We start from the raw sequence: 20850 nt of genomic DNA on the forward strand, positions 1-20850 counted from the left end.
AATCGCCTTGTGAACGAACGAACCCTTAGGTCCCATCCGCGGCGGAAAAGGCCGAGCCGCCGTCACAGCGGGAGTAGGCCTAGGCGCTAGGGCAGTCACTGATCCTCCTGAAGATGCGTCCCATCCCGATCGACAAGCGGGACGTCCTGGTGTCTTGCGCTATTCGAATCCTAGACCGTGCACTCCGAGCCTGACCAACCCGGTCCTACCGTGTGTCGTATTCGGCTCCCGCACCAGCTGGGCGGCGTCGAACGACCAGCGAGACCGGCGATTCGAGGAGCGGTCGATCTTCTTCGATAGGGTATGACGGCATCCCGACTCCCGTAAGGAACATCCGAGTTGACCAAGACGTCTCAGGCGCGCACCGCTGCCCTTGCGATCGTGGTGACAGCACTGACGCTCGCATCCGGATGTTCGGACACCGCGTCCTCCGAGGACAACGCGTCGACCATCGTTCGGAGCACCACCAACATCGCCGGAGCCGGCGTCGTCGGCAACGACCGCGACACCGTCGGGCTGTGCCCGGCTCCTGCACCCCTGGATCCGACGGGCATCGACGGTGACACCCGCCCGGTCGGTCACAGCGAGGGCATCACGGACGTGCCGGCGGACCCGATGCGCGTCGTCGTACTGGACGCGGCATCACTGGACGCCACCTGCGCGCTCGGTGTCTGGGAACGCGTCGTCGGCGCAGCTCCGCTCGATCCCGACTTCCGCGGCGACGGCGATCAGGAGCTGTACCTGGGCACCGGAATCACGCAGATCCCGTCGGTCGGGGCCGTGGGCTCACCGGACATCGACGCCATTGCAGGCCTCTCCCCCGACCTGATCATCGGAGCGGATTCGCTGGGACCGGACATGTACGAGGCACTCGGCGACATCGCGCCGACCGTCTTCACCAGCACCGACCAGGGATGGAAGGGCGCATTCCTGCAATCGGCCGCTGCACTGGGGCGGGGCGGGACCGCGTTCGACGAACTGGCCCGCTTCACGGCGGACGCCGAGCAGGTCGGCCGGGACGTCAACGCCCAGCAGACGCAGGCGTCGGTCGTGCGGTTCCTCCCGGACTCCTTCTCCACCGACGCACCCTCGACGTTCGCGAGCTCCGTTCTCGCGGAGATCGGCGTGCAAAGGCCTCCGACGCAGGTCGACGCCACCGCCACCGGATCGGCCGAAGACGTCGCCGCCGCCGAAGGCGACATCGTCTACGTCCGCTTCGACGGCGACGCCGGGGAGGACTACGGCACCTCGGTCATGACCGGAGAGGCGTGGGAGGACCTGGGCTCGGCGAAGGACGGACGCATCTTCGTGGTCAACGACACCGTGTGGTCGGGCAGCGGACTGGTCGCCGCCCGCACGATCCTCGCGGACGTCACCAACTCCCTGAACGCGTACGTGTCCTGACATGCCGATCCCCGAATTCGTCCTCGCTCTCCGCGACAAGGTCGGCACGTCACCGCTCTGGCTGTCCGGCGTCAGCGCCGTCGTGATCTCCGACGGCAAGGTTCTCCTGACCCAGCGGCGGGACAACGGAAAATGGGCCGTCGTCTCCGGCATCCTCGAACCCGGCGAAGAACCCGGACCGGCCGCCCTCCGCGAAATCCGCGAGGAAGCCGGCATCGACGCCGAACTCGTCCGCCTCACCGGCGTCGACGTCACCGAGCCGATCACCTACCCCAACGGTGACGTCGCCCAGTACCTGGACATCACCTTCCTCGCCCACCACACCGGCGGACACGCACACGTCGCCGACGACGAAAACCTCGCCGTCGCATGGTTCGACCCCGCCGAACTCCCCGACAACCTCGCCGACACCTCGCGTCTGCGCATCCACCACGCTCTCGGCGACAACGCCGAAGCCTGGTTCCGGCGCTGAGCCGCCTCCTCCCCCACCCCCCTTTCGGGACCGAACGTGACGTTCGGTCACTCCAAGTGACCAAACGTCACGTTCGGTGCGACGGCGGGCGCGGAATGTGATATCACTTTAGTATCACTACTGAGAGGGAGGCCATTGTGACTGGACCATCGACTGTTGCCGAGAAACCGACGGGTGCTCCGACGACGACGATTGCCGAACGGCCGGGGTGGGATCTGCCGGGGTGGTCGATGCTCGGGGTCGGGCTCGTTCTTTTCCTGGGAGGTATTGCGGCGTTCGTACTCGGCCTCGTGTTCACCGTTGTCCCGCTGGCTGTCGTCGGCGCTGTGTTGTTCGTCGTGTCGCTTCCCGTTCTTGCGGGTTTGACGTTGGTGCAGCCGAATCAGGCTCGCGTGCTTCAGCTCTTGGGAAGTTCGTACAGCGGAACGCTCCGCACGCCCGGCTTGCGCTGGACAAATCCGTTGACGTACCGCAAGGCCATTTCGACGCGAATTCGCAATCACGAGACGGGACAGTCGAAGGTCAACGACGCAGACGGCAACCCGATCGAGATCTCGGCGATCGTGGTGTGGCAGGTGGCGGACACCGCGCTCGCGTCGTTCCAGGTCGACGACTACGAGGAGTTCGTCGCGGTGCAGACCGAGTCGGCGGTCCGGCATATCGCCGGTAGCTACCCGTACGATGCCGAGGGTCGAATGTCGCTGCGCGAGAACGCCGACGAAATCACCGGCGCGATGAGCGAGGAAGTGCACGCACGGGTTCGATCGGCGGGCGTCGAGGTGATCGAGACGCGGATCAATCGACTTGCGTACGCCCCGGAGATCGCGCAGGCGATGCTGCGTCGTCAGCAAGCAGGTGCTGTCATCGCTGCACGTCAGCAGATTGTCGAAGGCGCGGTGGGCATGGTCGAGATGGCGCTCGCGAAGCTCGAGGACAAGCACGTCGTCGAGTTGGACGAGGAACGGAAGGCCACGATGGTGTCCAACTTGCTCGTCGTGCTGTGCAGTGACCGCGACACACAGCCCGTGGTGAACACCGGATCGCTCTACCAGTAATCCGATGCCCGTCGAACGCAAGAAGCTTCTGCTCAGACTCGACCCTGCGGTGCACGACGCGCTTGCCCGCTGGGCCTCCGACGAGCTCAGGAGCACGAATGCGCAGATCGAGTTTCTGTTGCGTCGCGCTCTGACCGAGCAAGGACGGATGCCGAAGGACGCGGAAACGATGCGGAAGCAGGGCAGGCCCCCCGGCTCGTAGCCGGAGGGCCTGCGCTGTCGAACAGGATCAGAAGTCCCAGTCCTCGTCTTCGGTGTTGACTGCTTTGCCGATGACGTAGGACGACCCGGAACCGGAGAAGAAGTCGTGGTTCTCGTCGGCATTCGGGGAGAGTGCGGACAGGATCGCCGGGTTGACGTCGGTCTCGTCCTTGGGGAACAGGCCTTCGTATCCGAGGTTGTTGAGAGCCTTGTTCGCGTTGTAGCGCAGGAACTTCTTGACGTCCTCGGTCAGACCGATCTCGTCGTAGAGGTCCTGCGTGTACTCGACCTCGTTGTCGTACAACTCGAACAACAACTCGAACGTGTAGTTCTTGAGGTCTTCGCGCTCGGCTTCGGTGACCTTTTCGAGGCCCTTCTGGTACTTGTACCCGATGTAGTAGCCGTGCACGGCCTCGTCGCGGATGATCAGGCGAATGAGGTCGGCCGTGTTGGTCAGCTTCGCCCGTGAGGACCAGTACATCGGCAGGTAGAAGCCCGAATAGAAGAGGAACGATTCGAGAAGCGTCGACGCGACCTTGCGCTTGAGCGGGTCGTCGCCCTTGTAGTAGTCGAGGACGATCTCGGCTTTGCGTTGCAGGTTCGGGTTCTCCTCCGACCAGCGGAACGCGTCGTCGATGTCACGCGTCGAGCTCAGCGTCGAGAAGATCGAGCTGTAACTCTTGGCATGGACCGACTCCATGAACGCGATGTTCGTGTAGACGGCTTCCTCGTGCGGGGTGACGGCGTCGGGGATCAGACTGACTGCGCCGACGGTGCCCTGGATGGTGTCCAGCAACGTCAATCCGGTGAACACACGCATCGTCAGCTGCTTCTCGACGGCGTTGAGCGTGCCCCACGACGGGATGTCGTTGGAGACGGGGACCTTCTCCGGCAGCCAGAAATTACTGGTCAGCCGCTCCCAGACCTCAGCGTCCTTGTCGTCCTGGACGCGGTTCCAGTTGATGGCGGAGACGCGGTCGATGAGCTTGATCTTCGCCCCGTCCGCGGGCGAGTGCGGTGCAGCAGTCATGGTGTCCTCTGGGTTCGAATCGGGTGAAGTTCAGCGGCCTCGGCCTACAGCATGCACGAAACGCAGCCCTCCACCTCGGTGCCTTCGAGTGCCATCTGACGCAGCCGGATGTAGTACAGCGTCTTGATTCCCTTGCGCCATGCGTAGATCTGCGCTTTGTTGATGTCACGCGTGGTGGCGGTGTCCTTGAAGAACAGCGTCAGTGACAGGCCTTGATCGACGTGCTGCGTTGCCGCGGCGTAGGTGTCGATGATCTTCTCGTACCCGATTTCGTAGGCATCCTGGTAGTAGTCCAGGTTGTCGTTGGTCAGGTAGGGCGCCGGGTAGTAGACCCGACCGATCTTGCCTTCCTTGCGGATCTCGATCTTGGACGCGACGGGGTGGATCGAGGACGTCGAGTTGTTGATGTAGGAGATCGATCCGGTCGGCGGAACGGCCTGCAGGTTCTGGTTGTAGATGCCGTACTGCTGCACCGACTCCTTCAGCGCGGACCAGTCGGCCTGCGTGGGGATGTGCACGTCGGCTTCCGCGAACAGAGACGCCACCCGAGCGGTACTGGGCTCCCACACCCGGTCGGTGTACTTGTCGAAGAACTCACCCGAGGCGTACTTGGATTCCGGGAACCCCTTGAAGTAGGTTCCGCGGTCCTTCGCGAGCTGGTTCGACGCCTGGATGGCGTGGAACAGCACGGTGTAGAAGTAGATGTTCGTGAAGTCGACGCCTTCGACGGAACCGTAGTGGATGCGCTCACGCGCGAGGTATCCGTGCAGGTTCATCTGGCCGAGGCCGATGGCGTGAGAGTCGTTGTTGCCCTGCTCGATCGACGGCACCGAGTAGATGTGGGTCTGATCGGACACGGCGGTCAATCCACGGATCGCGACGGCGATGGTTTTGCCGAAGTCCGGCGAGTCCATCGTCTTGGCGATGTTCAGCGAGCCGAGGTTGCAGGAGATGTCCTTGCCGACGTGACTGTAGGACAGGTCGTCGTTGAACAGCGACGGCGTCGAGACCTGCAGGATCTCCGAGCAGAGGTTGGAGTGGGTGATCTTGCCCTTCACCGGGTTCGCTCGGTTCACGGTGTCCTCGAACATGATGTACGGGTAACCGGATTCGAACTGGAGCTCGGCGAGTGTCTGGAAGAATTCGCGCGCCTTGATCTTGGTCTTGCGAATTCGCTTGTCGTCCACCATCTCGTAGTACTTCTCGGTGACGTTGATGTCCGCGAACGGGACGCCGTAGATGCGCTCGACGTCGTACGGGGAGAACAGGTACATCTCCTCGTTCTTCTTCGCCAGCTCGAACGTGATGTCCGGAATGACGATTCCGAGCGAGAGTGTCTTGATGCGGATCTTCTCGTCCGCGTTCTCGCGCTTGGTGTCGAGGAACTTGTAGACGTCGGGGTGGTGCGCGTGGAGGTACACCGCTCCCGCACCCTGACGGGCACCGAGCTGGTTGGCGTAGGAGAACGAGTCCTCGAGGAGCTTCATGATGGGAATGACGCCCGAGCTCTGGTTCTCGATCCGCTTGATCGGGGCGCCTGCCTCACGAATGTTACTGAGCAGCAGGGCAACACCGCCACCGCGCTTGGACAGCTGCAAGGCAGAGTTGATGGAGCGCCCGATGGACTCCATGTTGTCCTCGATGCGCAGCAGGAAGCAGGAGACGGGCTCGCCGCGCTGCTTCTTGCCCGAGTTGAGAAACGTCGGGGTGGCGGGCTGGAACCGTCCGGCGATGATCTCGTCGACCAGATCCGTCGCGAGCCTTTCGTCACCGGCCGCGAGGGTCAGAGCGACCATGCAGACGCGGTCCTCGAAGCGTTCGAGGTAACGCTTACCGTCGAACGTCTTGAGCGTGTAGGACGTGTAGTACTTGAACGCGCCGAGGAACGTCGGGAAACGGAACTTCTTCGAGTAGGCGTGGTTGATCAGGAACTTCACGAACTCGCGCGAGTACTGGTCCAGTACCTCGGGCTCGTAGTAGTTCTCCTCGACGAGGTAGTCGAGCTTCTCGTCCAGATCGTGGAAGAAGACAGTGTTCTGGTTGACGTGCTGCAGGAAGTACTGGTTGGCCGCCTCGCGGTCCTTCTCGAACTGGATCTCGCCGTTGGGACCGTACAGATTCAGCATCGCGTTCAACGCGTGATAATCCAGATCGCTGTCCGATCGAGCGGCGTTGACGGGTGCTACCTCGGTGATGGTCGGTGCCACGGCTTCGCTCCAGTTCCTTCTACATGTCGTGTGTTGTGTGCGCTGCGCTAGTGGACCTGCGCCGCGCGGCGGGATTCGCGCTCCCAGAAGTCCTCGAGACCCTCGCGGACTCGATGTACGTCTTCGGGAGTGCCCATCAGTTCGAATCGGTAGAGATACGGAACTGCGCACTTTTGCGAAATGACATCGCCTGCAAAGCAGAACGAATCACCGAAATTGGTGTTGCCGGCCGCGATGACCGCTCGGATCAGCGACCGATTGTGCTTGCGGTTGAGAAATTTGATGACTTGCTTGGGGACGTAGCTGGTATCGCGGCCCTCGAACGTCATCCCCCCGCCGTACGTGGGCACGATCAACACGTAGGGCTGGTCCACCGAGAAGTCCTCGGGGTTCTTGAGCGGGATGCGACTTGCCGGAAGCGCGAGCTTCGTGACGAACCGATGCGTGTTCTCGGATGCGCTGGAGAAGTAGACGATCGGATGCGTCGACGGCGGAGCGGGAGCGAAATTCACACCTGCTCATCTCCTCCTACGTCCGGAGCATCCTGAGTTCAAGCAACACTCGCCGTGAGTGCCTTGATGCGGTCGGGACGGAATCCGGACCAGTGGTCTTCACCGGCGACGACGACGGGAGCCTGGAGGTAGCCGAGCGCCATCACGTAATCACGAGCCTCGGCATCCTGCGAGATGTCGACGACGTTGTACTCGATGCCCTCTTTGTCGAGAGCGCGGTAGGTGGCATTGCACTGAACGCAGGCGGGCTTGGTGTAGACGGTGATGCTCATGATGTTCCCCTTTTCCGTACCGACCTCGGCCGACGATTCCGACGCCGAGCGGCAACCCGGGTCAGAGCAGTTTCGAGACGATTCACCGTGCTTCGAGCCCGTTTTCGGGGCTTCCTGCGTTGTGTCCTCTCGACTGCTCAGACACTACACCTTGTGTCCGACATATGCCTACAACACGAGATGTTGCGAACAACATCGTTGGTATTCGCTGGTCACAGTCTTGCCGACGAGCAAATCGTTCGGTCGCTGCGGCGTGTCGCGTGCGACACGCTTTCATGTCATGCGTCACATCGAAGACACGAACTCGTGGTGACCGAGAACAGCAAGCCGACACGCCGCACGCGAAGGGTGAAACAGTCCGGTTCGCACACGAGAAAGGCCCTCGGAGTCTTGTCGACTCCGAGGGCCTCTTCCGACCGCCCGTAGGCGCTGATGCGCCGTCGATCCGTCAGCGTTGGCGCGCCTTGAACCGCGGTTCCTTCTTGTTGATCACGAACACCTTGCCGTGACGGCGAACGACCTGGGCGCCCGGCTTGTTCTTCAGCGATTTCAGTGAGTTTCGTACTTTCATACGAAAACTCTACATGAAAACGATTCCCGTTACCGTAATCAGGCGGCGACGAGCTCGTCGGATGCCTTGACCAACTCCGCAACGACGGCGCCGATCTCGGCGGAGACCTCGGCGTTCTCGCGCGGGTGAGCAGTTCCGAACTTGTCGATGGTTCCGCCGATGGTGAGCTCGACGTCCTCGAGCACCTTGCCGCCCGCGATGCCGACTGCCTTGCGTGCATCGTCGTGCGCCCACTTGGCACCGTTACCACTCGGCGACGCGCTGATGACGGCGACCGGCTTCTTCGACACCGCACCGGCGCCGTACGGACGGGAGAGCCAGTCGATGGCGTTCTTCAGAACTGCAGGAATGGTGCCGTTGTATTCGGGCGTGACGAGCAGAAACGCGGTGGCCTTCTCCGCCGCTGCACGCAGCGCGAGTGCGGAGCTGGGAACTTTGCCGTCGACGTCGATGTCCTCGTTGTAGAACGGCACATCGGCAAGACCGTCGTAGACCACGGCCGAGGAGCCCTCAGGGGTCAGCGACGCCGCGGTATCGGCAATCTGCTTGTTGACCGAATCCGCGCGGAGACTTCCAACGAGAACGAGAACGTGTGCATCAGACATGAGTAATTCCTTCGAGTTCGAGTGTGCAGCCGGTGTTCGACCCAATTCTTACCACTCAAACGGACCGCGGTCCACTTCCATTCCCGAGCAGGTAGACTGTCCCTTGTGACCGATTTCATGCTGCCCATAGCCGGCGAGGAGACCGAGCGGTGCGACGCCGCGCGTAACCGGCGGCTCCTGCTGGACGCGGCATCGGAACTGGTCGCGACGGTCGGCGCCGACGCCGTGACCATGGACGGCCTCGCCGCCAAGGCGGGTGTGGGCAAGGGCACAGTGTTCCGTCGGTTCGGGAGTCGATCCGGCCTGATGCAATCTCTGCTCGATCACACGGAGAAAGAGCTCCAGCAGTCGTTCCTGTTCGGTCCCCCGCCGTTGGGCCCGGGTGCCGACCCGATCGACAGGCTCGTCGCCTTCGGCCGCGCTCGGCTGCAACTGGTGGAGGTTCAGGGCGAGGTCATGCGCGCGGCCGAGAACTCGGCCCTGGTGCGGTACTCCGCACCTGCTCACATGGTGAACTACACCCATGTGCTGACACTTCTGCGCAGCGCAGGCGTCGGCGGCGATCTGGAACTGCTGGCCTACAACCTGCTGACCCCACTCGAAGCGACACTGGTCATGCATCAGTTCCGCGATCTGGGTATGCCGATAGAACGGCTCGCCGACGGCTGGGAAGACCTGGTGCGCCGAGCCACCCGCTGACCGGCGAAAGTTCGCTCGCCGCCCCTAGAATGGCCGAATGTCACTACTACGCTCGGAACTTCGGACCCGCATCCTGCGTGAACTGGCGGTCCAGTCGTCGATCGACCCCGCGGCGGAGATCACACGCCGCGTCGATTTCTTGAAGGCCTATCTGCGCTCGAGCCCCGCGAAGGGATTCGTGCTCGGCATCAGCGGTGGTCAGGACAGCACCCTCACGGGCGCGCTCTGCCAGCGTGCCGCGGCCGAACTACGCAGCGAAGGCGCCGAGGCAGAGTTCGTCGCGGTGCGTCTGCCGTACGGAGTCCAGGCCGACGAGGACGACGCGACGACGGCACTGACCTTCATCGGTCCGGACCGGACGGTCACCGTCAACATCAAGGAGGCGTCCGACGCCTCGGCGGCTTCCGCAGCCGAGGCACTGGGCACGTCCGAGGTCCGAGACTTCGTGCGCGGCAACATCAAAGCGCGCCAGCGCATGGTCGCGCAGTACGCGCTCGCCGGGCAGTTGGGCTACGTCGTCGTGGGAACCGATCACGCAGCCGAGGCAATAACCGGATTTTTCACCAAGTTCGGAGACGGCGGTGTCGACATCACCCCGCTCACCGGCCTCAGCAAGCGCCAGGGTGCGGCATTGCTACGTGAACTGCGCGCACCGGAGAGCACGTGGAAGAAAGTGCCGACGGCGGACTTGGAAGACGACCGTCCTGCGCTCCCGGACGAGGAAGCACTCGGCGTCACGTACGCCCAGATCGACGATTATCTCGAGGGCAAGGATGTGTCCGACGAGGTCGCCGAGAAGTTGGAGCGGATGTTCCTCGACACCAGGCACAAGCGCGCCGTTCCGGTCACTCCGTTCGACGACTGGTGGACCACCGAGAACTGAAGGACGCTAACCGCCGGCGAACGGCGGCAGGACATCGACCCTGTCGCCGAGCGTCGTGCCCGCATCACGGGTCAGGTCGTCGCCGACGAGAAACGCCGAGACTCGCAGCACGTCGACCACCGAGCTTCCATGTCTTTGTTGCACAGCAGCTTTGAGAGCTGCAAGTGTGCTTCCGGCGGGAAGATCGAACGTTTCGTGCGCGCATCCGGCAGCGTCGGCTGCGCCGGCGAAGTACCTGACCTCAACCACCGATTGCTCCCATGCTCCGTGCAGGCGGTACGAAATCGGCGGCGTCGATGCCGTGGCCGGCCCACTTGTTCCACATCGCGCCGCGCCACAGCCGTGCGATCTCGTCATCGGTGGCGCCGCCGCGCAATGCTGCGCGAAGGTCGGTTTCCTCGTCACTGAACAGACACGACCGAACGGTGCCTTCGGCGGTCAACCGCGTTCGGTCGCAGTCCGAGCAGAACGACCTGGTGACGGACGCGATGATTCCGACGGTGGCGGATGTTCCGCCTACCGCCCATTCCTCCGCGGGAGCCGACGGGTCTGCGCGACCGATTTCCGTCAGTTCGAACCGGGCCGACAGCACGTCGAGCAGGTGCTGTGCGTCGAGCATGTTCGCGCGCGCCCATTCCTGGTCCGCGTCCAGGGGCATCTGTTCGATGAAACGCAGTGCGACGCCCTCGTCGAGGCACCATTGCAGCAGGTCGGCTGCGCCGTGCAACGTTTCCGGCATCAGGACTGCGTTGATCTTCACCGGGTCGAGACCGGCGCGCCTGGCCGCGCGCACACCCGCCAGGACCGAGGGGAGCCGATCACGCCGAGTGAGCTCCGCGAAGTGGTGCCGGTCGATGGTGTCGAGCGAGACGTTCACCCGTCCGAGACCCGCGGCCACCAAGGAGTCGACACGGTGTTCGAGACCGACGGCGTTGGTGGTCATCGCCAGCGGCACGCCCGGCGCGGCGTCCGAACAGAGCTGGAGAATTTCCGCCAGATCCGCACGCATCAAGGGTTCTCCCCCGGTGAAGCGGACTTCCTCGACGCCGAGGTGCGAGGTGGCGACACCGACCACGCGGGCGATCTCGCTTGCCGTCAGCAGATTTCGAGCCTCGATGGCGGGCAGGCCGGATTCCGGCATGCAGTACGTGCACCGCAGCGAGCACTTCTCGGTGATGGACACTCTGAGGTCACGAGCGACGCGTCCGAATCTGTCGACGAGGACGGGAACGTCCGGCCGGTCCTCGACGGTGTCGGTCCTCGCCCGGCCGATCGAAGGGATTCCGAGCCCGACGGCACCGGTACCCACTGCATTGCCGACTGTCATGACCCTCCTTCGAATGTTCGGTGTCCGACTGTCCATCCTCCAGTATGCCGTCCGCCCGATTCTTCGTGCGATCCACCGAACATTCGCGCGACGGAGCGCGCATAGGATCGTGGAATGAGCAGGATCGTGGAATGAGCAGTGCTGGGCATGATGGATCACCGGATGGCGGCGGGCGGGCGCACCGTCCGAGCGCGGCGTCGGTGGAGGAACACCTCGCAGTCGTCGAAGAACTGTTGCGCCCGCTGCGCACCAGAACGCCTCTGTCCGTGTCGGTGGCCGACGCTCTCGGTCGCGTCGTCCACGCCGACGTCGTCTCCCCCGTCGACCTCCCGTTGTTCCGCAATTCGCAGATGGACGGATATGCCGTTCTCGCATCGGACGTCGCGGCGGTTCCGGTCACGCTGCGGGTCGACGGTGTCGTTGCCGCGGGTCCGTCGGAGATCGTCCGGATCGAGTCGGGGTCGGCAGTCAAGATCATGACGGGCGCGCCCGTGCCCGTCGGCGCGGACGCCGTCGTCCCCGTCGAGAACACCGAACGGTCAACGCCCACTGGTGATGCCGTGACCGTCACCGTGTCGAGGCAACCGGGTGACTACATCCGTGAGCAGGGCAGCGACATCACCGCGGGCACGATCCTGGTGCGGGCCGGGCAGGTCCTCGAACCGCGCCACATCGCGGTGCTCGCCGCGGTCGGCCTCGACAGCGTCGCCGTGGTTTCTCGACCCACGGTCGCGGTCATCACCACCGGGGCCGAACTGGTCGACGCCGGCAGCACCCTGCGTCCCGGCGAGATCTTCGATTCCAACGGGCTCACGCTGGCGGCTCACCTGCGGGCAAACGGCGCCGACGTCGTCTCCGTCCGCCGAAGCTCGGACGACCGGGGCGAGTTCGAGAAAATATTGTTCGACGCTGCCCGCGAAGCCGAACTCGTGATCACGTCCGGCGGCGTGTCGATGGGTGACTTCGAGGTCGTGAAGGATGTAGTGGGTCCGCTGGGTGGGCGTTTCGGCTCCGTGCGCATGCAGCCCGGTGGTCCACAGGGCGTCGCGACCATCGAGGGAACGCCCGTGCTCGACTTTCCGGGCAATCCGGTGAGCACGGTCGTGTCCTTTCTGGTCTTCGCGCGCAACATCGTGCGAGAGGCGGCAGGCCTGGATCGGATCGAGCCGCGGCCGGTCCCGCTGGCGCACTCGATCACGTCGATCCGCGGCAAGCGACAGATGCTCCGGGCGCGACTCGGCGACGACGGTGTCTCGTTGGTCGCCGGGCCAGGGTCACACCTCGTCGCAGCGATGGCGTGGGCCGACGTACTCGTCGACGTTCCCGAAGACACGACGGCCCTCGAAGCCGGTGAGAAGGTTCAGGTGATCCCGCTGTGACCACGTCCAATTTCTCCCACCTCGACTCCGAGGGTCGGGCGCGCATGGTCGACGTCTCCGCCAAACAGGACACCACTCGAATCGCCGTCGCTGCAGGCGAACTGGCCACCACGGCGGAGGTGATCGCGTTGGTGCGTGCCGATGGCATGCCGAAAGCCGACGTGCTCGCGACCGCACGGATCGCCGGAATCTCCGGAGCGAAGAAGACGTCGGAACTCATCCCGCTCTGCCACCAACTCGCGTTGTCTAAGGTCGACATCGTGTTCGGTTTCACCGACACCACGATCACGGTGGAGGCCACCGCGAAGACCACAGGTCCGACCGGAGTGGAGATGGAAGCGCTGACGGCCGTCGCCGTGGCCGGGCTCACGTTGCACGACATGGTCAAGGCCGTCGACCCGTCGGCGACGATGAACGGTATTCGGTTGGTGCGCAAAGAAGGCGGCAAACGAGGGTCGTGGTCGCGTGAGGACACCGTCTCCGCTGGGCCTACGTCCGTGACAGAAACATCTCCGGCGGGCCGAACAGCCGCCGTTCTGGTCGCCTCTACCGGTGGTGCGAACGGAACCCGTGAGGACACGACCGGGCCCCGCATCGTAGCGTGGCTTCTCGACAGAGGATTCACCGTACGCGGCCCACTCGTCTACGCCGACGCAGAGATCGCGGCAGGCCTGCGCGACGCTCTCACCGACGGCCCCGCCCTCGTCGTCAGCACCGGTGGCACCGGTGTCTCCCCGACCGATGCGACCCCCGAGGCGACCAAGGCCGTTCTGGACCGCGAACTTCCGGGGATATCCGACGCCATCCGGCTCCGGGGAACGAAGGTCACGCCGCATGCGACGCTCAGCCGCGGACTGTCCGGGGTGGCGGGCCGCACCGTCGTCGTCAATCTCCCCGGATCACCGGGAGGCGTGAAAGACGGCCTGGCGGTGCTGGATCCGATCGTCGACCATCTACTCGCCCAGGTTGCTGGAGACGGACTCCACGCCGATTCGGAAAGTGACGTGAACACCCCATGACCGACCTGCTCGCCGCGATATCCGCCGATCCCATCGACACCTCGGCGGTGGAAAGTGCCGTCGCCGGTCCGACGCACGGTGCCGTCGTGTTGTTCTCCGGCGTCGTGCGCAACCACGACGGCGGACAATCGGTGTCGGCCCTCGAGTACCAGGCCCACCCCGAGGCGGAACGGTTCCTTCGTACGTGTTGCGTGGAAGTGGCGGAAGAATCCGGCCTGCCGGTCGCAGCCGTGCATCGCGTCGGTGACCTGTCGATCGGCGACGTCGCCCTCGTGGCCGCCGTCGCGTCGCCCCACCGCGCCGAGGCGTTCGCAACGTGTGCGCTGCTCGTCGAACGGATCAAAGCAGAGGTACCCATCTGGAAGCGACAGCACTTCGCGTCGGGCACGTCGGAATGGGTCGGCCTCTAACCGGACCGGACGTACCGGTGAACCGGAAGCATCGCGGACTCGTCGGCGAGGTCACCGGGCCGCCGGACGCAATCCAGTAGCCGAATCTCGGCCAGTTCCTCGTCGAGGTCGGTGCCGATCAGAACGAGCCGGGTAATTCTCGTGGTGTCGTCGCCCCACTCCGTCGGCGTCATCGTGATGTGCCGGCCGACGGTGTTCACCTCGTAGCGCTCGCGGTAGCCGGGTACGTCGAAGTGAACGAAGCCCTTGATGCGGTAGACGTCGCCTGCCGGGTTCTCCAACATGTCGACGAACCGTCGAGGATCGAACGGCTCGTCGCTCTCGAAGCTCGTCGTGGAGTACTTCGCGTGCAGATGATGTGCATGGTCGTCCTGTTCGCCATGGCTGTCGTGGTCGTGGTCGTGGTCGAAGAGAATCTCGTCGAACGACATCTGACGCGCCTGCGTGGGATCCTGCACACGCTCGGGGACGTCGAAGAGCAGTTCGGCGTCGACTCGGCCGTGGTCGGTCGTCAGAACAGGCGTGTCGGTGACGATGCCGCGGACGAGGGATTCGATGTCCGACAGTGCGTCGGGCGACGGTACGTCCGCTTTGTTGAGCACCACCAGGTCGGCCAATTGCACGTGCTGGTCGAGTTCGGGGTGTTCGGCTCGGGTAGAGGCGAATTCGACGGCATCGACCACCCCGACGAGACCGCCGTACGACACCCGCGGATTGTCGCTCGCCAGAACCATTCGTATGAGATTTCGGGGCTCGGCGAGACCGCTGGCTTCGACGACGATCACGTCGAGCGCGGATTTGCTACCCGCCAGGACGTCGAACATCGCGTCCAGTTCGTCCACGTCGACGGCGCAACACAGGCAACCGTTGCCCAGCGACACCATCGAGTCCACCTGTCCGGCAACCATCATCGAGTCGATGTTGATCGACCCGAAGTCGTTGACGACCACGCCGATGCGAATTCCGCGATTGTGCCGAAGTAGGTGATTGAGCAGCGTCGTCTTGCCGGAACCCAGGAAGCCCGAGACGAGGACAACGGGAATCGTTCGGTCTGCCTCGGCCACGCAGCGAGATTACTCGGTGCCGCGTTCGGTCATCGAGTCAGGATCTGACGGAGCAGACCTTGCGCGACATCGGCGACGGCCCGAACGTCCGCCTCACCGCCACCGGCGTCGACGTAGGGAGCGAGCTCGGACAGCAACCGCGACAGCGAGTTTCCCGCGGTCGAATCGGCAGCGGAGGGAACAGTCGGCACCGACGGCACCGTCTCGGCTGCGTTCTGGTCGGGAGCGACTTCGGTGTCCGGCCCGAGCAGATAGTCGATGATCCCGGTGGACAGCGCGATCGCGTGCTTCAGTTGACCGTCGGTGGTCTCCAATGTGTCCGCATCCGACGGGTTGGATCCGTTGCCCATCTCGACGAACACCAGCGGTACACCCGTCAGCGCAGGGCCTGCGACGTCGGCGCGTTCCTGAACACCGTCTGTCACACCGGCGTAGTTGGCAGGAGTGAAACCGGCACGTTCGTAGGCGTCGCGCATCAGTGACGTTGCCTGTCGCCCACCCGCCGATTGTGCCGCGTCGGCCGCTGTATCGGGGATCGGCAAGGTGGGAACGATGAGGTGGAAGCCGTGCTTGTTCTCGTCCGGGCCTGTGGACGTGGAGTCCGCATGAATGCTGACGGCCACGTCGGCCCCCGATCGCGTGGCGGCCTCCGCCCTCTCGTCGACGCAGCCGCCCCAACCGGTGTCGTCCGCCCGCGAAGTCACCACCGTCGCACCGAGGCTCTCCAGACTCGACTTCACGAGCTGCGAGACGTTCCAGTTGATCGTGTGCTCCGGCACTCCACCGAGCGACGTCATGCCCGTCGTCTGGCAGTCCTTGGTTCCGCCGCGTCCATCGTCGACCTGACGCGTGAGATCCTCCGAGTGGCCCGTCCCTTGATGACCCGGGTCCAGGAAGACCGTCTTGCCGGAGAGTTCGTTCCCGGTCGAGTCGGAGGCCGGATCGGCACTCGCCGCCGCGGGAGCGATCACCGCAGCGGACAGCAGTCCGATCGACAGAAACGCGAGCACACCAGTTTTGTTCATCGACGGTTGTGAGCGCACCGCGGCCTGAGCCCGGCGCACCGCTCCCCTCTCACTCCGACAGCCACCAGGCCACACGAGCCCTCGGTCGTTCCCACAGGAATCAGTGGACACTTGAGCCCCAAGTGAAGCAGCAGCATCACGCACATCGACGAGCAATCAGCCTTTCGGAAGCAAATCGTGAGCATGCCGTGACTCAACCGTTGCCGTTCACTCCAAAACCTCCGCACACTTCATATTCCTTTCGGTGACACACAAAACGAGCTCGCAAAAGCAACCATCCGAGACCGAATGAACCGTTCGGTCACTCCAAGTGACCGAACGTCACGTCCGCTCCGAACAGCGGCAGACGACAATTCGTCGTGCATGGATAAATTGCCCGGTCGGTCGTATAGTCGCGTTGAGTGTGATGCAGACGCACCTGAACTTCATTGGAGAACTTTTCATATGGCCAAGAAAGTCTTCGTCCAACTGGTGGACGATATCGATGACAAGCCGATCGAATCCGGCGGCGAGCACATAACTTTTTCGGTGAACGGTGTCGGTTACGAAATCGACCTCAGCGACAAGAACGCCAAGGAATTTCACCGGAAGCTCGATTACTACATCGAGCATTCGTTGCGGGTGGGCGGAAAGCGCGCGAAGAAGTCCGGCGGATCCGTTTCGGTGAACTCCAAACGCGACGCGAATCAGACCAAGGCGATTCGGGAATGGGCGAAGTCGAACGGTTACGCGATTTCCACTCGCGGTCGAATTCCGACGGACGTGGAGCAAGCCTTCGACGCGGCGCATTAGGAACGCCGCGACCGACCGGAGTACTTACACAAAAAAGGAGAGTCACCATGGTGGTGACTCTCCTCTTTGTGGAGCTAAGGGGACTCGAACCCCTGACCCCCACACTGCCAGTGTGGTGCGCTACCAGCTGCGCCATAGCCCCGTACTTCGCTTCCGCGTTACCTCGCGGTTGCTCGAACGAAGTTACACCATTGTCGTTGACGGGAACAAATCAGCAGCTCAGAGCGCGTCACCGGCGAAGCGCGGGTGTCAGCCGATGGATTCGACCCATGACGACTCACGCAGTGCGTCGACGAGTTGCCCGTCGACGAGAACGCCGGGGGTGCCGGCGGCTCCTGCCGCAGCCAATGCAGCCCGGGCGGTTTCCGCGTCGGCAGAGGCTACGTCTGCGGCGCTTCCACTGGTGATGCAGTCTGCTACGGAAGTGCTCGCACCATTACGCGTGGCCATCTCCGCCAGTTCGGCGTTCGAGTGGTCGGTCTCACCGTTCTCTTCCGGTTGGAACTCTGTCGAGAACAATTCTGCGTGGAACGCGGAGTACACGATCGCGTCGGACGATTCGGCAACGCAGCGCGACGCAGCCACCGCCCGACTGGAGTAGTCGCCGCTCGCGGACAACTGATTCAGTTGGGGCAGAACGACCATGTGATAGCGAACCGCGATGGTTCCCTCGTCGATCTTCTGTGCCAGTTCCTGGCCGTGCTTCACCTCGAGTTCGCCGCAGAACGGGCACATCGGGTCCTCGAAGATGTCGACGGTGCGCGGCGCACCCGGAACACCGAGTTCGACCACACCGTCGTCGGATACGGTCGAGACGACCTCGGCGTTGCGGACCGAGCCGTATCCGTCGTTGCGTGGCTCGTCGCCACCTCGCTGCCAGAGGATGGCCACCACGATCACGGCGACAACCACGACAAGTGCGACGCCCGCAAGCACGTAAGTGAAGGTGTTGGACGTCGGCTGAGGTGTGTACTTTGCCCCGGATGTTCTCTTTTGACTCACGTGCACATGATACGAAAGCCTCACGTGGACGGGGCTGCGGCGCTCTTCCTACCTCCCGGCTCGGGGACGGTGATCCACCATGCGGCTGCCGCGAGCAGAATCACGCCGGATGCCACGAAAGCGGTGCCGTACGACGCCCCCTCGACGATCTTGGCTGCGACCACCGGGCCGAGGATCGCACCCACGTCCGCGGACATCTGGAAGGTGGAGAGCACCGGTCCACCGCGCGCTTTGGACCCGATGACATCCGCGATGGACGCCTGCTGCGCCGGTGTCATCAGACCGGATCCGACGCCCGCGAGAACCGAGAACGCCATGAACAGCGCGATGTCGTCGGTGAGCCCTATCCCCGCTGTCCCGACGCCTGCGACGACCAGACCTGCCACGACGAAGGGTTTGCGCCCGCGGAGGTCCGATTGACGCCCCGCGGTGGTGAGCACTATCGCATTACCGACCGCGAAGACGGCCAACGACACTGCCGCGACCGCCGCGGACCGCTGGAGTACCTCGATGACGAAGAGCGGAATCAAGGCCACTCGCACGCCGAAGATCACCCAGCCCGTCGCGAAGTTGGACGCCAGTGCCGCTCGGTAGGCGGGCACCGCCCACGCCGCCCGGAGGGTGAGAACGGGGACCGACGAATCCGCACTCGCTTTCTCTTCCTCGACGTCGCCGAGCGCGAAGAACACGACGGCCGCGGCGATCACGAGCGCCACCGCGTAGATGAGAAACGGCGCACGGAGACCGAGCCCGACGACGGCTCCGCCCAGCAACGGACCACCGATCGATCCGAGCAGAAAACTCGTGGCGTAGAGGCCCGAGATCCGTCCACGGCTCTGTGGTGGGCTCATCCGGATCAACAGTCCGAGTGCGGACACCGAGAACATCGTGGATCCGATGCCACCGAGCCCACGGAACACGAGGAGCTGCCAGTAGGTCTGGGCGAACGCACACGCACCGGTGGACAGCGCGACGATCAACAGACCGGACAGGTAGATCGGGCGCTCCCCCAGTTTCTGCACCAGCGTCCCGCTTGCGGGGGCGAACAGAAGACGCATCAGCGCGAAGGTACTGATGACAGCGGACGCGGCGAACACGCCGACTCCGAACTCGGTCGCGAACTGCGGGAGCGCAGGCGAGACGATGCCGAACCCGAGTGCGATGACGAAGCTTGCCGCGATCAGTACCCAGATCTCGGACGAGACCGGTGTGCGATTGCTTTCCTGCCGATTGTCTTCCGTCACGACTCGTTCAGGGCCTGGGACACCAATTCCTTTGCCGCTGCCTGAACCTGAGCGAGGTGATCGGCTCCTCGGAACGATTCGGCGTAGATCTTGTAGACGTCCTCGGTGCCGGAGGGCCGTGCCGCGAACCACGCATTCTCGGTGGTGACCTTCAGCCCTCCGATGGCAGCGTCGTTGCCGGGCGCCGTCGTCATGGTGGCGGTGATCTTTTCACCTGCGAGTTCGGTTGCGGTCACCTGCTCGGGAGACAGCTTGCCGAGGACCGCCTTCTGCTCACGGGTGGCCGGTGCATCCACACGAGCGTACGACGGGTCGCCGTACTCGGCGGTGAACTCCGAATAGCGTTCGGACGGTGTCTTTCCGGTGACCGCAGTGATCTCCGACGCGAGGAGCGCCAAGATGATGCCGTCCTTGTCGGTCGTCCAGACGCGGCCGTCGGTGCGCAGGAAGGACGCACCTGCGCTCTCCTCTCCGCCGAAACCGAGGTCGCCGTCGAGCAGTCCGGGTACGAACCATTTGAAACCGACGGGAACCTCCAGTAACTGCCGACCCAGTCCGGCAACCACCCGATCGATCATGGACGACGAGACCAGAGTCTTACCGACACGCGCGGTCGGCGACCATCCCGAACGATGCGTGAACAGGTAGTCGATCGCCACGGCCAGGTAGTGGTTGGGATTCATCAGTCCACCGTCGGGCGTGACGATGCCGTGCCGGTCCGAGTCCGCGTCGTTGCCGGTGGCGATGTCGTACGACGTCCGAGCTGCGATCAACGACGCCATCGCGTTCGGTGACGAGCAGTCCATCCTGATCTTGCCGTCGGTGTCGAGAGTCATGAAACGGAAGGTGGAGTCCACGAGTGGATTCACCACGGTGAGGTCGAGGTTGTGGCGCTCGGCGATCGCGTCCCAGTAGTCGACGCTCGCGCCGCCGAGCGGATCTGCACCGATCCGAACGCCCGCGGCGCGAACCGCGTCGAGGTCCACGACGCTGGGCAGGTCGTCGACGTACGTGCCGAGGTAGTCGTAGCGTTCGACGGTGGTGCGCATCGCGGTGTCGAGGGACACCCGCCGCACCCCGGCGAGGTCGGCGCGCAGAAGTTCGTTGGCGCGGTCTGCGATGACCGACGTGGCGTCACTGTCGGCGGGCCCGCCGTGGGGAGGGTTGTACTTGAAGCCGCCGTCACGCGGTGGGTTGTGAGACGGGGTCACGACGATTCCGTCGGCGCGGCGTTCCGGTCCCGACGCGTTGTACCGCAGAATCGCGTGACTGACAGCCGGAGTAGGTGTGTAGCGGTCCCCGGAGTCGACCAGCACGGTGACATCGTTGGCGGCCAACACTTCGAGCGCCGTGGTCCAGGCAGGCTCGGACAGTGCGTGGGTGTCGCGCCCGATGAACAGCGGACCCGTGATCCCTTGGGACGCACGATATTCGACGATCGCCTGAGTTGTCGCCAGGATGTGGCGTTCGTTGAACGCCGAGTCGAGGCTGGAACCCCGGTGTCCCGAGGTTCCGAACACGACCTGTTGCCCGGGATCCGACACGTCGGGCGTCCGCGAGTAGTAGGCGGTGATCAACTGCGCGACATCCACGAGGTCCTCGGGAAGGGCAATTGTTCCAGCTCGTTCGTGCGCCACGATGCGCCTCCTTGTTCTCACCCTGTGCCGGCCAGTTCGA

At 63.9% G+C, this 20850-nt stretch carries 23 protein-coding genes and 1 tRNA gene; 10 read left to right on the forward strand and 14 right to left on the reverse strand.

What is annotated here, in order from left to right:
• Nucleotides 1-339: 339 nt before the first annotated feature.
• The 4 genes from CH290_RS17450 (at nucleotide 340) to CH290_RS17465 (ending at nucleotide 3133) form a co-directional block, all read left to right on the forward strand.
• A complete protein-coding gene (locus CH290_RS17450; RefSeq protein WP_020112060.1) occupies nucleotides 340-1404 on the forward strand; it encodes an ABC transporter substrate-binding protein in 1065 nt (354 codons plus the stop codon).
• A gap of 1 nt (nucleotide 1405) precedes the next feature.
• Nucleotides 1406-1876, forward strand: coding sequence for an NUDIX hydrolase (locus CH290_RS17455; protein ID WP_019668015.1), 471 nt, complete (start codon nucleotides 1406-1408; stop codon nucleotides 1874-1876).
• A gap of 137 nt (nucleotides 1877-2013) precedes the next feature.
• Nucleotides 2014-2931: an SPFH domain-containing protein gene (locus CH290_RS17460; RefSeq protein ID WP_027498868.1), complete on the forward strand. Its 918-nt coding sequence runs from the start codon at nucleotides 2014-2016 to the stop codon at nucleotides 2929-2931.
• 4 nt (nucleotides 2932-2935) lie between these two features.
• Nucleotides 2936-3133: a type II toxin-antitoxin system antitoxin gene (locus CH290_RS17465; RefSeq protein WP_020112062.1), complete on the forward strand. Its 198-nt coding sequence runs from the start codon at nucleotides 2936-2938 to the stop codon at nucleotides 3131-3133.
• 27 nt (nucleotides 3134-3160) lie between these two features.
• On the opposite strand, the gene nrdF is transcribed toward CH290_RS17465, so the two are convergent.
• From nrdF to CH290_RS17495, 6 genes are all read right to left on the reverse strand, one after another.
• Nucleotides 3161-4162 carry a class 1b ribonucleoside-diphosphate reductase subunit beta gene (nrdF, locus tag CH290_RS17470; RefSeq protein WP_019668012.1) on the reverse strand — a complete coding sequence of 334 codons (1002 nt, stop codon included), beginning with the start codon at nucleotides 4160-4162 and terminating at the stop codon, nucleotides 3161-3163.
• A gap of 44 nt (nucleotides 4163-4206) precedes the next feature.
• A complete protein-coding gene (nrdE, locus tag CH290_RS17475) occupies nucleotides 4207-6369 on the reverse strand; it encodes a class 1b ribonucleoside-diphosphate reductase subunit alpha (RefSeq protein ID WP_019668011.1) in 2163 nt (720 codons plus the stop codon).
• Between the two features lie 47 nt (nucleotides 6370-6416).
• Nucleotides 6417-6881, reverse strand: coding sequence for a class Ib ribonucleoside-diphosphate reductase assembly flavoprotein NrdI (gene nrdI / locus CH290_RS17480; protein WP_020112063.1), 465 nt, complete (start codon nucleotides 6879-6881; stop codon nucleotides 6417-6419).
• A gap of 38 nt (nucleotides 6882-6919) precedes the next feature.
• Nucleotides 6920-7153 carry a glutaredoxin-like protein NrdH gene (gene nrdH, locus CH290_RS17485; protein WP_019668009.1) on the reverse strand — a complete coding sequence of 78 codons (234 nt, stop codon included), beginning with the start codon at nucleotides 7151-7153 and terminating at the stop codon, nucleotides 6920-6922.
• Nucleotides 7154-7601: 448 nt separating this feature from the next.
• Complete coding sequence (gene ykgO, locus CH290_RS17490) at nucleotides 7602-7724, reverse strand: type B 50S ribosomal protein L36 (RefSeq protein WP_019668008.1); 123 nt, start codon at nucleotides 7722-7724, stop codon at nucleotides 7602-7604.
• A 38-nt stretch (nucleotides 7725-7762) separates the two neighbouring features.
• Nucleotides 7763-8329 (reverse strand): NAD(P)H-dependent oxidoreductase, encoded by a 567-nt coding sequence (locus CH290_RS17495; protein WP_020112064.1) that lies wholly within the window; start codon nucleotides 8327-8329, stop codon nucleotides 7763-7765.
• A 105-nt stretch (nucleotides 8330-8434) separates the two neighbouring features.
• Between CH290_RS17495 and CH290_RS17500 the strand changes: the two genes are divergently transcribed.
• Together CH290_RS17500 and nadE are read left to right on the forward strand one after the other, a co-directional pair.
• The gene (locus CH290_RS17500; RefSeq protein ID WP_019668006.1) at nucleotides 8435-9028 is read left to right on the forward strand and encodes a TetR/AcrR family transcriptional regulator; all 594 of its coding nucleotides are present in this window, start codon (nucleotides 8435-8437) and stop codon (nucleotides 9026-9028) included.
• Between the two features lie 37 nt (nucleotides 9029-9065).
• Nucleotides 9066-9911 (forward strand): NAD(+) synthase, encoded by an 846-nt coding sequence (gene nadE / locus CH290_RS17505; RefSeq protein WP_019668005.1) that lies wholly within the window; start codon nucleotides 9066-9068, stop codon nucleotides 9909-9911.
• Between the two features lie 6 nt (nucleotides 9912-9917).
• Here the strand turns inward: nadE and CH290_RS17510 are convergent, their stop codons facing one another.
• Both CH290_RS17510 and moaA read right to left on the reverse strand, forming a co-directional pair.
• Nucleotides 9918-10160: a MoaD/ThiS family protein gene (locus CH290_RS17510; protein WP_019668004.1), complete on the reverse strand. Its 243-nt coding sequence runs from the start codon at nucleotides 10158-10160 to the stop codon at nucleotides 9918-9920.
• Nucleotides 10153-11238, reverse strand: coding sequence for a GTP 3',8-cyclase MoaA (gene moaA, locus CH290_RS17515; RefSeq protein WP_019668003.1), 1086 nt, complete (start codon nucleotides 11236-11238; stop codon nucleotides 10153-10155). The genes CH290_RS17510 and moaA overlap by 8 nt, the downstream gene beginning before the upstream one ends.
• A 131-nt stretch (nucleotides 11239-11369) precedes the next feature.
• Here moaA and CH290_RS17520 point away from each other — a divergent pair, with 131 nt between their 5' ends.
• From CH290_RS17520 to CH290_RS17530, 3 genes are read left to right on the forward strand one after another with little or no spacing between them, the layout of a single operon-like run.
• A complete protein-coding gene (locus CH290_RS17520; protein WP_230594060.1) occupies nucleotides 11370-12617 on the forward strand; it encodes a molybdopterin molybdotransferase MoeA in 1248 nt (415 codons plus the stop codon).
• 44 nt (nucleotides 12618-12661) lie between these two features.
• Nucleotides 12662-13636, forward strand: a complete 975-nt coding sequence (gene moaCB, locus CH290_RS17525; protein WP_230621125.1) for a bifunctional molybdenum cofactor biosynthesis protein MoaC/MoaB — start codon at nucleotides 12662-12664, stop codon at nucleotides 13634-13636.
• Nucleotides 13633-14046 (forward strand): molybdenum cofactor biosynthesis protein MoaE, encoded by a 414-nt coding sequence (locus CH290_RS17530; protein WP_020112066.1) that lies wholly within the window; start codon nucleotides 13633-13635, stop codon nucleotides 14044-14046. Before moaCB ends, CH290_RS17530 begins: the two co-directional genes overlap by 4 nt.
• Here the strand turns inward: CH290_RS17530 and CH290_RS17535 are convergent.
• Both CH290_RS17535 and CH290_RS17540 read right to left on the reverse strand, forming a co-directional pair.
• Entirely contained in the window at nucleotides 14043-15110 is a 1068-nt protein-coding gene (locus CH290_RS17535) for a CobW family GTP-binding protein (RefSeq protein WP_020112067.1), read from the reverse strand. The genes CH290_RS17530 and CH290_RS17535 overlap by 4 nt on opposite strands.
• A gap of 29 nt (nucleotides 15111-15139) precedes the next feature.
• A complete protein-coding gene (locus CH290_RS17540) occupies nucleotides 15140-16135 on the reverse strand; it encodes an N-acetylmuramoyl-L-alanine amidase (RefSeq protein WP_027498869.1) in 996 nt (331 codons plus the stop codon).
• Between the two features lie 444 nt (nucleotides 16136-16579).
• On the opposite strand from CH290_RS17540, the gene CH290_RS17545 reads away from it, so the two are divergent.
• Entirely contained in the window at nucleotides 16580-16927 is a 348-nt protein-coding gene (locus tag CH290_RS17545) for a histone-like nucleoid-structuring protein Lsr2 (RefSeq protein WP_019667997.1), read from the forward strand.
• Nucleotides 16928-16996: 69 nt separating this feature from the next.
• On the opposite strand, the gene CH290_RS17550 is transcribed toward CH290_RS17545, so the two are convergent.
• From CH290_RS17550 to pgm, 4 genes are all read right to left on the reverse strand, one after another.
• Nucleotides 16997-17069, reverse strand: a tRNA-Ala gene (locus CH290_RS17550).
• A 107-nt stretch (nucleotides 17070-17176) separates the two neighbouring features.
• Nucleotides 17177-17929, reverse strand: coding sequence for a DsbA family protein (locus CH290_RS17555; RefSeq protein ID WP_026347933.1), 753 nt, complete (start codon nucleotides 17927-17929; stop codon nucleotides 17177-17179).
• Nucleotides 17930-17949: 20 nt separating this feature from the next.
• Entirely contained in the window at nucleotides 17950-19173 is a 1224-nt protein-coding gene (locus CH290_RS17560) for an MFS transporter (RefSeq protein WP_019666023.1), read from the reverse strand.
• Nucleotides 19170-20810, reverse strand: a complete 1641-nt coding sequence (gene pgm, locus CH290_RS17565; RefSeq protein ID WP_026347934.1) for a phosphoglucomutase (alpha-D-glucose-1,6-bisphosphate-dependent) — start codon at nucleotides 20808-20810, stop codon at nucleotides 19170-19172. Before pgm ends, CH290_RS17560 begins: the two co-directional genes overlap by 4 nt.
• Nucleotides 20811-20850: the final 40 nt, after the last annotated feature.

It is taken from the genome of Rhodococcus sp. 06-156-4, assembly GCF_002259345.1.
Taxonomy (GTDB): domain Bacteria; phylum Actinomycetota; class Actinomycetes; order Mycobacteriales; family Mycobacteriaceae; genus Rhodococcoides; species Rhodococcoides fascians_E.